Origin of the sequence: Streptomyces sp. H27-H1 (genome assembly GCF_026627445.1) — a bacterium.
Classification (GTDB): Bacteria; Actinomycetota; Actinomycetes; order Streptomycetales; family Streptomycetaceae; genus Streptomyces.
In genome coordinates, this window is the sequence record NZ_JAPNLJ010000041.1 from 40561 (window position 1) to 53825 (window position 13265).

The 13265-nt window shown below is 69.4% G+C and carries 8 protein-coding genes; 6 read left to right on the forward strand and 2 right to left on the reverse strand.

Going from position 1 to position 13265, the window contains the following annotated elements; translation table 11 throughout:
• Position 1: 1 nt before the first annotated feature.
• Both OTB20_RS32450 and OTB20_RS32455 read right to left on the reverse strand, forming a co-directional pair.
• Positions 2 to 736, reverse strand: a complete 735-nt coding sequence (locus OTB20_RS32450; RefSeq protein ID WP_267823046.1) for a response regulator — start codon at positions 734 to 736, stop codon at positions 2 to 4.
• Positions 733 to 2340 carry a sensor histidine kinase gene (locus tag OTB20_RS32455; RefSeq protein ID WP_267823048.1) on the reverse strand — a complete coding sequence of 536 codons (1608 nt, stop codon included), beginning with the start codon at positions 2338 to 2340 and terminating at the stop codon, positions 733 to 735. The genes OTB20_RS32450 and OTB20_RS32455 overlap by 4 nt, the downstream gene beginning before the upstream one ends.
• A gap of 230 nt (positions 2341 to 2570) precedes the next feature.
• Between OTB20_RS32455 and OTB20_RS32460 the strand changes: the two genes are divergently transcribed.
• The 6 genes from OTB20_RS32460 to OTB20_RS32485 all read left to right on the forward strand — a co-directional run bounded on the left by OTB20_RS32460 (position 2571) and on the right by OTB20_RS32485 (position 13250).
• Positions 2571 to 6860, forward strand: a complete 4290-nt coding sequence (locus OTB20_RS32460) for a discoidin domain-containing protein (protein WP_267823050.1) — start codon at positions 2571 to 2573, stop codon at positions 6858 to 6860.
• Positions 6861 to 7041: 181 nt separating this feature from the next.
• Positions 7042 to 8061, forward strand: a complete 1020-nt coding sequence (locus tag OTB20_RS32465) for a LacI family DNA-binding transcriptional regulator (protein WP_267823052.1) — start codon at positions 7042 to 7044, stop codon at positions 8059 to 8061.
• Between the two features lie 223 nt (positions 8062 to 8284).
• Positions 8285 to 9685, forward strand: coding sequence for an ABC transporter substrate-binding protein (locus tag OTB20_RS32470; RefSeq protein ID WP_267823054.1), 1401 nt, complete (start codon positions 8285 to 8287; stop codon positions 9683 to 9685).
• Positions 9686 to 9790: 105 nt separating this feature from the next.
• Positions 9791 to 10699 carry a carbohydrate ABC transporter permease gene (locus tag OTB20_RS32475; RefSeq protein ID WP_267823055.1) on the forward strand — a complete coding sequence of 303 codons (909 nt, stop codon included), beginning with the start codon at positions 9791 to 9793 and terminating at the stop codon, positions 10697 to 10699.
• Between the two features lie 13 nt (positions 10700 to 10712).
• Positions 10713 to 11588 (forward strand): carbohydrate ABC transporter permease, encoded by an 876-nt coding sequence (locus tag OTB20_RS32480; protein WP_267823056.1) that lies wholly within the window; start codon positions 10713 to 10715, stop codon positions 11586 to 11588.
• A 54-nt stretch (positions 11589 to 11642) separates the two neighbouring features.
• Positions 11643 to 13250, forward strand: coding sequence for a glycoside hydrolase family 13 protein (locus OTB20_RS32485; RefSeq protein ID WP_267823058.1), 1608 nt, complete (start codon positions 11643 to 11645; stop codon positions 13248 to 13250).
• The last annotated feature ends 15 nt before the right edge of the window (positions 13251 to 13265 follow it).

A 13265-nucleotide genomic window follows, 5' to 3' on the forward strand; every position in this document is an offset into this window, starting at 1 on the left:
GTCATCCCGTGGCGGGCGGACGCCAGGTGTAGCGGTGTTCCGGGCGGCCGGTTTCGCCGTACCGCAGGGCGAGGACGACACGGCCGGCGCGGTCGAGCAGCTTGAGGTAGCGCTGCGCGGTCTGGCGGCTGATGCCCGCGCGGTCGGCGATCTGCTGGGTGGAGAGCGGGCCTTCGGCCGTGAGCAGGGTCTGGCGGACCAGTTCGGCCGTGGTGGGGGAGTGGCCCTTGGGGAGGCCGCTCGGGGCGTCGGCGCCGGCCGCGGCGAGGGCGCCGAAGATCCGGTCGACCTCCGCCTGTTCGGCCTCGCCGCCCGTGTCCAGGGTGCGGCGCAGGGCCCCGTAGGCCTCCAGGCGGGCCCGCAGACCCGCGAAGGTGAAGGGTTTGACCAGGTACTGGAGGGCGCCGAGACGCATCGCTGCCTGGACGGTGGCCAGGTCGCGGGCGGCCGTCACCATGATCACGTCGGTGCGATGTCCGCGTTCGCGCAGGCGCCGGACCAGGTCGAGGCCGTTCTCGTCGGGGAGGTAGTGGTCGAGGAGGATCAAGTCCACCGGGCGGGAGTCGAGGAGTGCCAGTGCCTCAGCCGCCGAATGCGCCCGGGCCGCCACGCGGAAGCCGGGGACCTTGGCCACGTAGGCCGCGTTGATCCGGGCAACACGCATGTCGTCGTCGACGACCAGTACGTCAAATGCGCCGAACACCTCGAACGCGTTCATCGCGGGGTCTGCGTTCATCGCAGGGCCTCCGGGAGTACGACGGAAAATTCCGTCCCGCCGTCCGCCGCCTCGCCGGCCCGGACCGTGCCGCCCTGCCGCTCGGCCAGGCGCCGCACGAGGGCGAGACCGAGCCCGCGTCCGCGGTGGGCGCCGGCCCGGGGCTGCTTGGTCGACCAGCCCTCGGTGAAGATCTCCTCGCGGCGCGCCACCGGGACGCCGGGGCCGCTGTCGCGGACCAGCAGGATCGCCGTGCGTCCGTCCGCCCGGATGTCGACCTCGACCAGGGGCGCGGGTGAGCCCACCGCCGCGTCCAGGGCGTTGTCGACCAGGTTGCCGAGGATGGTGACCAGCCCTCCCGGGTCGACGAGGCGGTCGGGGAGCAGGGCCGAGTCCGCCAGGCGCAGGGGGACGCCGCGCTCCGCCGCGACGGTGGCCTTGCCCATCAGCAGGGCGGCGAGCAGCGGGTCGTGCACCTTCTCGGTGACCTGCTCGGCGGTGCTGCGGTGCACGCCGACCACCTCCGTGACGAACTCCACGGCCTCCTCGTACAGGCCCAGTTCCAGCAGGCCGAGGAGCGTGTGGAGCCGGTTGGCGTGCTCGTGGTCCTGGGCGCGCAGGGCGTCGATCAGGCCCTTGGTGGAGTCGAGCTCGCGGCCCAGGTGCTCCAGCTCCGTCCGGTCGCGCAGGGTGGCCACGGCTCCGCCGTCCTCGGTGGGCATCCGGTTGGCGACCAGTACCCGGGCGCCCTGGACGGTGACCAGGTCGCGGCCGGCGACCCGGCCGGTGAGGACATCGGTGGTGCGGCCCGCGCCGAGCACCTCGTCCAGCGCGCGCCCGGCGACGGCGTCGGCGGCCTCGGGCGCGAGGCCCAGCAGCCGCGCCGCCTCGTCGTTGACCAGCCGGATCCGGCCGGCCCGGTCGAGGGCGATCACGCCTTCGCGGATGGAGTGCAGCATCGCCTCGCGTTCGGCGAGCAGGCCCGCGATATCGGAGAAGGCCAGGTCGCGGGTCTGCCGGTGGATCCTGCGCGAAAGCAGGTAGGCGGCGAGGGCGCCCGCTGCCAGGGCGCCGCCCGCGTACGCGAGCAGGCCCGGGATGGCGCCGAGCAGGCGTCCCTGGACGCTGTCGTAGGCGATGCCGACCGAGACGGCGCCGACGATCTCGCCGTCGGCGGCGAGCAGCGGGACCTTGCCGCGCGCGGAGCGGCCGAGGGTGCCCTCGTCGATCTCCATGACCTCGCGGCCGGCCAGGGCGTCGCCGGGGTCGGTGGACACGGGCTGCCCGATGCGGTCGGGGCTCGGGTGTGAGCGGCGGATGCCTGCCAGGTCCAGGACCACCACGTATTCGGCGCCCGTGGCGGAGCGGATCCGCTCCGCCGAGGCCTGTACGGGGCTGTCCGGCGAGGCCGCCGAGCGGAGGAGGCCGACGGCCAGCGAGGGGTCGGCGGCGGCGCTCTGGGCGATGGCCAGTGCGCGCCGCATGGCCTGGTCGTCGAGCTGCGCGCCCAGCGGGGCCAGGAAGAGGCCGGTGGCCAGGGCGAGGACCCCGGCGGCGATGGCCAGCTGGGTCAGCAGGATCTGGGAGGCGGCCCGTCTGGGGAGCCAGAGGCGCCGAGCGCTCATGTGGAGGAACCGCATGAGTAGGAACCGTAGGGCGGTTTGGGCCTAAGCGGAATTTCTCTCTCTCACGCAAATGGCTTGCGCTATTTGCGCCCAGCTTGCGCAAGCGATGACGGCATAAAAGTGCGGTCAGGGATGTAGACGACTCGCCAAAGCTCTGCAACTCTCGCACCGCACACTGCAAATTCCTATCTCCCATGGTTCAGAAAGTTCATGTCGAGGGACGAGGACATATGAGAAGGCACAACTGGAGATGGCGGACCCTGGCCGCCTTGATCAGCACGGCCCTGCTGATGCTGGGCTGGCCCGCTCTGAGCGCCGTGGCCGCCGGCGGACCGAGCGTCTCGGCGGGCAGGCCCGCCACGGCGAGCAGTACCAACGGCGCCTACGCGGCCGCCAACGTCACCGACGGCAACCAGTCCTCGTACTGGGAGAGCGCCGGCAGCACCTTCCCGCAATGGGTGCAGACCGACCTCGGAGCCACCACCCGGGTCGACCAGGTGGTGCTCAAGCTCCCCGCCTCCTGGGAGAGCCGCAACCAGACCCTGTCCGTCCAGGGCAGCGCCGACGGCACCAGCTACAGCACCCTGGTGAGCCCGGCGACGTACACCTTCGGCCAGGGCAGCGGGAACACCGTCACCATCGGCTTCCCCGCCACCCAGACCCGGTACGTGCGGATCGACATCACCGCCAACACCGGCTGGCAGGCCGCCCAGCTCTCCGAGGTGGAGGTCCGCGCCCCCGGTGACTCCGGGACCAACCTGGCCCTCGGCAAGACCCTCACCGCGAGCAGCAACACCCAGGTCTACGTACCGGGCAACGCCAACGACGGCAACGCCGCCACTTACTGGGAGAGCGTCAACAACGCCATGCCCCAGTGGCTCCAGGCCGACCTCGGCTCCTCCGTCCGCGTGAACCGCGTGGTCCTCAAGCTGCCCGAGAACTGGGGCGCCCGCACCCAGACCCTCAAGATCCAGGGCAGCGCCAACGGCACGGACTACACCGACCTCACGGCGTCCAAGGCGTACGAGTTCAACGCCGCCGGCGCCAACGTGGTGACCGTCACCTTCGACGCCACCACCACCCGCTACGTGCGGGTGTGGATATCGGTCAACTCCGTGCAGCCCGGCGGCCAGCTCTCCGAGCTGGAGATCTACGGCCCGACGAGCGGCGACATCCAGGCCCCGACCGCCCCGACCGCGCTCGCCTACACCGAGCCCGCGACGGGCCAGGTCAAGCTCACCTGGAACGCCGCCACCGACAACACGGGTGTCACCGGGTACGACGTCTACGCCAACAACCAGCTGCGCACCAGCGTCGCGGGCAACGTCACCACCTACACCGACGCCCAGCCGGCCTCCGCGAGCGTGACCTACTACGTCCGGGCCAAGGACGCGGCAGGCAACCAGTCGCCGAACAGCAACAGCGTCACCCGCGCCGGCGACACCGGTGACACCCAGGCCCCGACCGCCCCGGGGGCCCTGGCCTTCACCGAGCCGGCCTCCGGCCAGATAAAGCTGGCCTGGCAGGCCTCCACCGACAACGTCGGCGTCACCGGCTACGAGGTATTCGCCAACAACGTGCTGCTCACCACGGTCGCCGGCAACGCCACCACCTACACCGACACCCAGCCGGCCACCGCCACCGTGAGCTACTTCGTCCGGGCCAAGGACGCGGCGGGCAACCGCTCCGGCGACAGCAACTCCGTGACCCGCAACGGCAGCGGTGGAGGCGGCTCAAACCTGGCCGTGGGCAAGCCCATCGAGGGCTCCTCCGTGGTCCACACCTTCGTCGCGGAGAACGCCAACGACAACAGCACCGCCACCTACTGGGAGGGAGCGGGCGGCGCCTACCCGAGCACCCTGACCGTCAAGCTCGGGTCCAACGCCGACGTGGACCGCCTGGTCCTCAAGCTCAACCCCGACAGCAGCTGGGGCTCCCGCACCCAGAACATCCAGGTGCTCGGCCGCGAGCAGGGCGCCTCGGGCGTCACCAGCCTGGTGGCCGCCAAGGACTACGTCTTCAACCCGGCTTCCGGTTCCAACACCGTCACCATCCCGGTGAACGCCCGGGTCGCGGACGTACAGCTGCGCTTCACCTCCAACACCGGCTCCTCCAACGGGCAGATCGCCGAGTTCCAGGTCATCGGTGTCGCGGCGCCGAACCCGGACCTCCAGGTGACCGCGGTGAGCGCCGGTCCTGCCGCCCCCGTCGAGTCGGACTCCGTCACCCTGTCCGCCACCGTCAAGAACACCGGACCGGCCCCGGCGGCGGCGACCGCCGTCTCCTTCCAGCTCGGCGGCTCGAAGGTCGCTTCCGCCAACGTGCCCGCACTGGCCGCCGGCGCCACGGCCACCGTCACGGCCGGCATCGGCCCGCGCGACGCGGGCAGTTACCCGCTCAGCGCGATCGTCGACGAGGCGAACGCGGTCATCGAGCAGAACGAGACCAACAACAGCCTCACCGGCTCCCCGCTGGTGGTCCGCCCGGTCGACAGCTCGGACCTGGTGGCCTCTTCCGTCGCCTGGTCGCCGAGCGCCCCGACCGCCGGCCAGTCCGTGGGCTTCTCCGTCACGGTCACGAACCAGGGCAGCGTGGCAGCCGCCGCGGGCACCCACAACGTCACCCTCACCCTGCAGGACGCGGGCGGCGCCACCGTCCGTACCCTGACGGGCTCCTTCAGCGGCGCGCTCGCGGCCGGTGCCTCCTCGGCCCCGATCGCGCTCGGCAACTGGACGGCGGCCAACGGCAAGTACACCGTCAAGGTGGTCCTGGCCGACGACGCCAACGAACTGCCGGTCAAGCGCGGCAACAACACCTCCACCAAGCCCTTCTTCGTCGGGCGCGGGGCGAACATGCCCTTCGACACCTACGAGGCGGAGGACGGCGTGGTCGGCGGCGGCGCCAATGTCGTCGGCCCCAACCGGACCGTCGGCGACATCGCCGGCGAGGCCTCGGGCCGCAAGGCCGTGAACCTGGACGCGACGGGCGAGTACGTCGAGTTCACCACCCGGGCCGCGACCAACACCCTGGTCACCCGCTTCTCGATCCCGGACGCGCCGGGCGGCGGCGGCATCGACTCCACCATCAACGTCTACGTCAACGGCGTCCTCAAGAAGGCCCTGCCGCTGACCTCGAAGTACGCCTGGCTCTACGGGGCCGAGGCCGGCCCTGGCAACGCGCCGAGCGCCGGAGCCCCGCGGCACATCTACGACGAGGCCAACATCCTCCTCGGCGAGACCGTCCCGCAGGGCAGCAAGATCCGCCTCCAGAAGGACGCGGCCAACACCACCACCTACGCGATCGACTTCGTGAGCCTGGAACAGGCCACGGTGATCGCCAACCCCGATCCGGCGACCTACACGGTGCCCGCCGGCTTCACCCACCAGGACGTGCAGAACGCCCTGGACAAGGTCCGCATGGACACCACGGGCAAGCTCGTGGGCGTCTACCTGCCGCCGGGCGACTACGACACGGCGAGCAAGTTCCAGGTGTACGGCAAGGCCGTGCAGGTCGTCGGCGCCGGACCGTGGTTCACCCGCTTCCACGCCCCGTCCTCGCAGGACAACACCGACAACGGCTGGCGCGCGGAGGGCACCGCGAAGGGATCGTCCTTCTCCGGTTTCGCCTACTTCGGCAACTACACCTCGCGCATCGACGGTCCGGGCAAGGTCTTCGACTTCTCCAACGTGACCGACATGACCATCGACAACATCTGGAACGAGCACCAGGTGTGCCTCTACTGGGGCGCCAACACCGACCGGGTCACGATCAAGAACTCGCGGATCCGCGACACCTTCGCCGACGGCATCAACATGACCAACGGCAGCACGGACAACCTCGTGTCCAACAACGAGGCGCGGTCCACGGGTGACGACAGCTTCGCGCTGTTCTCCGCCATCGACGCGGGCGGCGCGGACATGAAGAACAACGTCTACGAGAACCTGACCGCGATCCTGACCTGGCGTGCGGCCGGTATCGCCGTCTACGGCGGCTTCAACAACACCTTCCGCAACATCTACATCGCCGACATCCTCGTCTACTCGGGCATCACCATCAGCTCGCTGGACTTCGGGTATCCGATGAACGGATTCGGGACCGACCCGACGGCCTTCGAGAACATCTCGATCGTCCGGGCCGGAGGCCACTTCTGGGGGGCACAGACCTTCCCCGGAATCTGGATCTTCTCGGCGTCCAAGGTGTTCCAGGGAATCCGCATCAACAACGTGGACATCGTCGATCCGACCTACAGCGGAATCATGTTCCAGACGCAGTACGTCGGAGGCCAGCCGGTCAATCCCATCAAGGACACCATCCTGAAGGACATCACCATTACGGGGGCGAAGAAGAGCGGTGACGCCTACGACGCCAAGTCCGGGTTCGGTCTCTGGGCGAACGAGATGCCCGAGGCGGGACAAGGGCCGGCCGTGGGTGAGGTCACCATCCAGAACCTGAGGATGAGCGACAACGCCGTGGACGTGCGGAACACGACCTCGACGTTCAAGATCAACCAGCTGCCGTAGCGAGCGGCGGACACCAGGAAACACGAAGGCGGCGGGGCATCCCTCCGGGGTGCCCCGCCGCTCGCCGCCGGGATGCCCGGGGCCGATGGGACCCGGGGGGTTCCGCGCCGGTTTCCGATGGGCCAAACTGGCCGTAATCGAACTGCAAGGAACTTGCATTGCTTGCGCTACTCTTGCGCTCATGACGCGACGACTTGCTCAAGTGGCGAAGAAGGTGGGGGTCAGCGAGGCAACGGTCAGCCGGGTGCTCAACGGTAAGCCGGGCGTCTCTGATTCGACCCGCCAGTCCGTGCTCACCGCCCTGGACGTCCTCGGCTACGAGCGCCCCACCCAGCTACGGGGAGAACGGGCCCGGCTGGTCGGCCTGGTCCTGCCGGAACTCCAGAATCCGATCTTCCCGGCCTTCGCCGAGGTGATCGGCGGTGCGCTGGCCCAGCAGGGGCTGACGCCGGTGCTCTGCACCCAGACCACCGGCGGGGTCTCGGAGGCCGACTACGTCGAGCTCCTGCTCCAGCAGCAGGTGTCCGGCGTCGTCTTCGCCGGCGGGCTCTTCGCGCAGGCCGACGCCCCGCACGAGCACTACCGGCTGCTCCACGACCGCAAGGTCCCGGTGGTGCTCATCAACGCCTCGATAGAGGACCTCGGCTTCCCCTGTGTCTCCTGCGACGACGCCGTCGCGGTCGAACAGGCCTGGCGCCACTTGGCCTCCCTCGGCCACGAGCGCATCGGCCTGGTGCTGGGCCCGCCCGACCACATCCCCTCCCTGCGCAAGCTGGTGGCCGCCCAGGCGGTCTGCGCGGCGGCCGGCACCGAACTGCCCGCCGCGCACGTGGAGCGGGCGCTGTTCTCCCTGGAGGGCGGCCACGCGGCCACCTCAAGGTTGCTGGACCGGGGGGTGACCGGCATCATCTGCGCGAGCGACCCGCTGGCCCTGGGGGCCATCAGGGCGGCCCGCAGGCGGGGTCTGGACGTACCCGGGGAGGTCTCCGTCGTCGGGTACGACGACTCCGCCTTCATGAACTGCACCGAGCCCCCTCTGACCACGGTCCGGCAGCCCATCGAGGCCATGGGCCGGGCCGCCGTCGAGCTGCTCACGGCGCAGATCCAGGGTGCCGCCGTGCAGCCCGGAGAGCTGCTCTTCGAGCCCGAGCTCGTCGTGCGGGGCTCCACCGGGCAGGTCCCGCGCCCCCGTCCGGCGTAACGCCCACCGCGCTCAGCCCCCGGCCACAGGGCCCCGAAACGTCTCGCTGACGTTTTGGGGCCCTGTTTTGCGTTCCCTATCCGGGCTGTCCGGCGTCTGGCTGCCAATCTCTTGCGAAATCTGCGCGAGATATTGCGTTCATCTGTAGGTGGTGGTTGAGTGTGCCGCGCTCGCCCCACAACACGCCCCACGCCTCCTGCTCGATGCTCGAAGGGGACCACCGATGAGAACCAACATCCGCCGCACCACCGCGACCGCCCTCGTCTCGGCGCTCGCCGTCAGCGCCCTCGCGGCCTGCGGCACGAGCAGCAGCGGAGACGACACCAAGAACCAGCCGGCCGGCGGTTCCACGGACGCCTCCGCTCCGCTCGACCCGAAGACCAAGGTCACCATCTCCATGGACTGCATGCCGCCGGCGGCGAAGGCCGCCGAGCTCAAGCAGTGGAAGGAGGACGTGGCGGAGTTCAACAAGACCTACCCGAACGTCACGATCGAAGGCCGCTCCACCCCCGGCCAGTGCCTGGAGCCCCCGCGGTTCACGGCGATGCTCAAGGCCAAGTCGCAGCCGGACGTCTTCTACGCCTACTTCACCGACCTCAAGCAGGTGCTGGACAACGACGGCGCCGAGGACATCTCGGCCTACGTCACGGCCAAGACGGTCCCGGGCATCGACGACATCGACAAGAACGTCGTCAACACCCTGAAGCAGGACGGCAAGCTCTACGGGCTGCCCACCAGCAACTACACGATGGGCCTGCTGATCAACCGCAAGCTCTTCCAGCAGGCGGGCCTCAACCCCGACCAGCCCCCGCGCACCTGGGACGAGGTCCGTGCGGCGGCCAAGAAGATCGCGGCGCTCGGCAACGGCACCGCGGGCTACGGCGAGTACAGCGTCGAGAACACCGGCGGCTGGCACTTCACGGCCGCCATGTACGGCCTGGGTGGCGATGTCGTCGGAGCCGACGGCAAGGCGGCCTTCAACAACGCCACCGGCAAGCAGGTCGTGGACAACCTCCACGCCATGCGCTGGGACGACGACAGCATGGGCAAGACCCAGCTGCTCAAGTGGGGTGACCTGCAGAAGCAGATGGCGTCCGACAAGCTCGGCATGTTCCTCGCCGCGCCCGACGACATCACCTACATGGTCCAGCAGCTTGCCGGCAAGTACGAGAACTTCGGCATGGGGCCCATCCCCGGCGGCGCCGCGACGCTGGCGGGCGGCAACGGTTACATGATCAAGAAGGGCAGCTCGCCCGACAAGGTCAAGGCCGCCATCGCCTGGCTGAACTTCAAGACGCTCGCGGTCGGCAAGGGCCAGTTCCAGTACGACCGTTCCAAGGCCGACGGCCTGCCGGTCGGTCTTCCGCAGCCCGCCTTCTTCACCGGCGCGAGCAAGGCCAAGGACGACGAGCTGAAGGCAGCCAGCGCCACCATGCCGGTCGTCAACTTCAAGTCATTCCTCGACAACCCGGTGGCCGGCAAGGCCGAGCCGGCGAAGGCCCAAGAGGTCTACAAGGTCCTCGACAAGGTGATGTCGGGAGTCCTGACCAACAAGGACGCCGACTCGGCCAAGCTCCTCGCCGAGGCCGAGAAGGCCGTCAACCAGGTGCTGGCCAACCAGTAGCGGCCCTGGCCGGGAGAGGTCCGGGCGGCCTCCCCGGCCCGGACCCGCCCGCAGGTCCCGTACCCCGCAAACCGATGGCGACGACCCACCAAGGAGCGAGCGGCGATGTCGGCTCCCACCCTGCCCGGTACCTCTCGCGAGGAATTCGCCCGGGCGTTCAAGCGGAACCTCTCGGCCCACGGTTTTCTGATCGGCGCCGTCCTCTGCTTCTCCTTCTTCTCCTGGTACCCGATGGTCCGGGAGTTCCTGCTGGCCTTCCAGAAGACCGAGGGCGGAGCCGTCCACTGGGTCGGCTGGGACAATTTCCGCTACGTCTTCAACGACCCGACGTTCTGGCAGGCCTGGCGCAACACCCTGCTGTTCAGCGGCCTCGCACTGGTCCTCGGCTTCGCGGTCCCGTTCGTGGTCTCGATCGTGCTCAATGAATTCCGCCACGCACAGGGATACCTGAGGCTGCTGGTCTACCTCCCGGTGATGATGCCGCCGGTGGCCTCGGTCCTGCTCTTCAAGTACTTCTACGACCCCGGTTACGGCGTCTTCAACAGAATCCTGGAATTCCTGCACCTGCCGGCGCAAGACTGGTTGCAATCCACTGATACCGCGATGCTCTCGGTGGTGATCGCTTCCACCTGGATGAACATGGGTGGCGCGACCCTGATCTACCTGGCGGCCCTCCAGGGCATACCCGGGGAGCTCTACGAAGCGGCCGAGCTCGACGGAGCCGGGGTGCTGCGCAAGATCTGGCACGTCACGATCCCGCAGACCAAGCTCATCCTCTCGCTGATGCTGCTCATGCAGGTCATCGCGACGATGCAGGTGTTCGTCGAACCGTTCATGCTGACGGGCGGAGCGGGCCCGGAGGGGTCGACGACCACCGTCGTCGTCCTCATCTACCAGTACGCCTTCAGTTTCAACCAGTACGGCGGCGCCGCGGCCCTGGGCCTGTGCCTGCTCGTCCTGCTCGCAGGTTTCTCCGCCGTGTACGTCCGGCTGAGCCGCGACAACGAGAACTGACGGGAGCACCCCCATGGCAGACCGCACGCTGATATCGCCGGCCCAACTCGGCCGCACCCGAGGCAAGGCCGTCTACTGGGCCGTCCTGGCCGTGGTCGTCATCGGCTTCACGGTCGTCTTCCTCGGTCCCCTCTACTGGATGGTCGTCAACGGCCTCAAGACCACCCAGGAGTTCACCCAGGTCCCGCCGACCCTGGTGCCGGACTCGCTGCACCCCGAGAACTACTCGGCCGCCTGGAAGGTCATGGACCTCGCCAAGCTGCTGTTCAACACCCTCTACTACGCGTTCGGCGCCCTGGCCTTCCAGCTCGTCTTCGACGTGGCCGCCGCCTACTCGCTGTCCAAGCTCCGGCCGGTCTTCGGCAAGGCCGTCCTCGGCATGATGCTGGCGACCTTGATGATCCCGGCCACGGTCCTCGTCGTACCGCAGTACCTCACGGTCCTGGACATGCCGCTCATCCAGCGGAACCTGCTCAACACGCCCTGGGTGATCTGGCTGCCCTCGGTGACGAACGCCTTCAACATCTTCCTTCTGAAACGATTCTTCGACTCCATCCCCCACGAGATCCTCGACGCCGCCGCAATCGACGGAGCCTCCGCCCTGCGGACCCTGCGCTCCGTGGTCCTGCCGATGTCCCGGCCCATCCTCGGCGTCGTGTCGATCTTCGCCGTCGTCGGGGTGTGGAAAGACTTCCGCTGGCCCATGCTCACCCTCCCCGACCCGGCTCTGCAGACGCTCAACGTCGGCATCTACTCACTCGCCAGGGGAGTACCCGAGAACCATCTCGTCGCCGCACTCGCGATGGCCTCGGCGCCCACGCTCATCATTTTCCTGATCTTCCAGCGCAACATCATGAGCGGCCTGACGGCAGGCTCCCTCAAGGGGTGATCACCACCCCGCACCGCCGCCGTGCCCGGTCGCCCCCTGTGAAAGGACCCCTCCGTGGCTGACTTTCCCCTGCCCGAAAACGCCGCCGACTGGTGGCGCTCGGCCGCCATCTACCAGGTGTACGTACGGAGCTTCGCCGACGGCGACGGGGACGGCACCGGTGACCTCGTGGGCGTCCGCGCCCGCCTTCCCTACCTCGCCGAACTGGGCGTAGACGCCCTGTGGTTCACCCCTTGGTACCTCTCCCCACTCGCCGACGGCGGCTACGACGTCGCCGACTACCGCACCATCGACCCCGCCTTCGGCACCCTCGCCGAGGCCGAGAAGCTCATCGCCGAGGCCCGTGAGCTGGGCATCCGCACGATTGTCGACATCGTTCCCAATCACGTCTCCGACCAGCACGCCTGGTTCAAGGCCGCCCTCGCCGCCGGCCCCGGCAGCCCCGAGCGGGAGCTCTTCCACTTCCGCCCCGGCCGCGGAGAGAACGGCGAACTGCCCCCGGGGGACTGGCCCTCGCAGTTCAACGGCGCCGCCACCTGGACGCAGGTACCGGACGGGGAGTGGTACCTCCACCTCTTCACCCCGCAGCAACCCGACCTCAACTGGGACCACCCCGCCGTCCGCAGGGAGCACGAAGAAGTCCTGCGGTTCTGGTTCGAGCGCGGAGTGTCCGGCGTGCGGATCGACTCCGCGGCCCTGCTCGCCAAGGACCCGGCCCTGCCCGACCTGGCCGGCCGCTCGCCCGAACCCTGGCCCGGCGAGGTCCACCCGTACATCGACCGGGACGACCTGCACACCATCTACCGCTCCTGGCGGGCCATCGCCGACGAGTACGGGGCCATCTTCGTCGGGGAGGTGTGGTTGCCGGACTCCGAACGGTTCGCCCGCTACCTGCGCCCCGACGAGATGCACACCGCCTTCAACTTCTCCTTCCTCAGCTGTCCGTGGGACGCGGGGCGGCTGCGCACCTCCATCGAGGAGACCCTCGCCGAGCACGCGCCCGTCGGAGCCCCGGCGACCTGGGTGCTGTGCAACCACGACGTGACCCGTACGGTCACCCGCTACGGGCGCGCCGACACCGGTTTCGATTTCGCCACCAAGGCCTTCGGGACCCCGGCCGACCTGGCCCTCGGCACCCGGCGGGCCCGCGCCGCCGCGCTGCTGACCCTTGCCCTGCCCGGCGCCGTCTACGTGTACCAGGGCGAGGAACTGGGGCTTCCCGAGGCCGATATCCCGCTCGACCGGATCCAGGACCCCATGCACTTCCGGTCCGGTGGCACCGATCCGGGACGGGACGGTTGCCGGGTCCCGCTGCCGTGGACCGCCGAGCCCTGGAACGAGGCCTGGCTGCCCCAGCCCGAGAACTGGGCGCAGTACGCCGCGGACCGGCAGGACGGGGACCCGGCCTCGATGCTCTCCCTCTACCGGACGGCCCTCCGACTGCGGCGGGCGGCGGCCGGCTTCGGCGGCGGATCGCTGGAGTGGCTGCACGCGCTGCCCGGGGTGCTGGCCTTCAGCCGCCCCGACGGGCTGGTCTGTGTGGCCAACCTGTCGCCGGAGCCCATCGCGCTGCCGGCCCATACGAACCTCCTGCTGAGCAGTTCCGCGCTGGATGCGGACGGGCTGCTCCCGCAGGACGCGGCGGTCTGGCTGCGGACCTGACGCCGCAGCCAGACC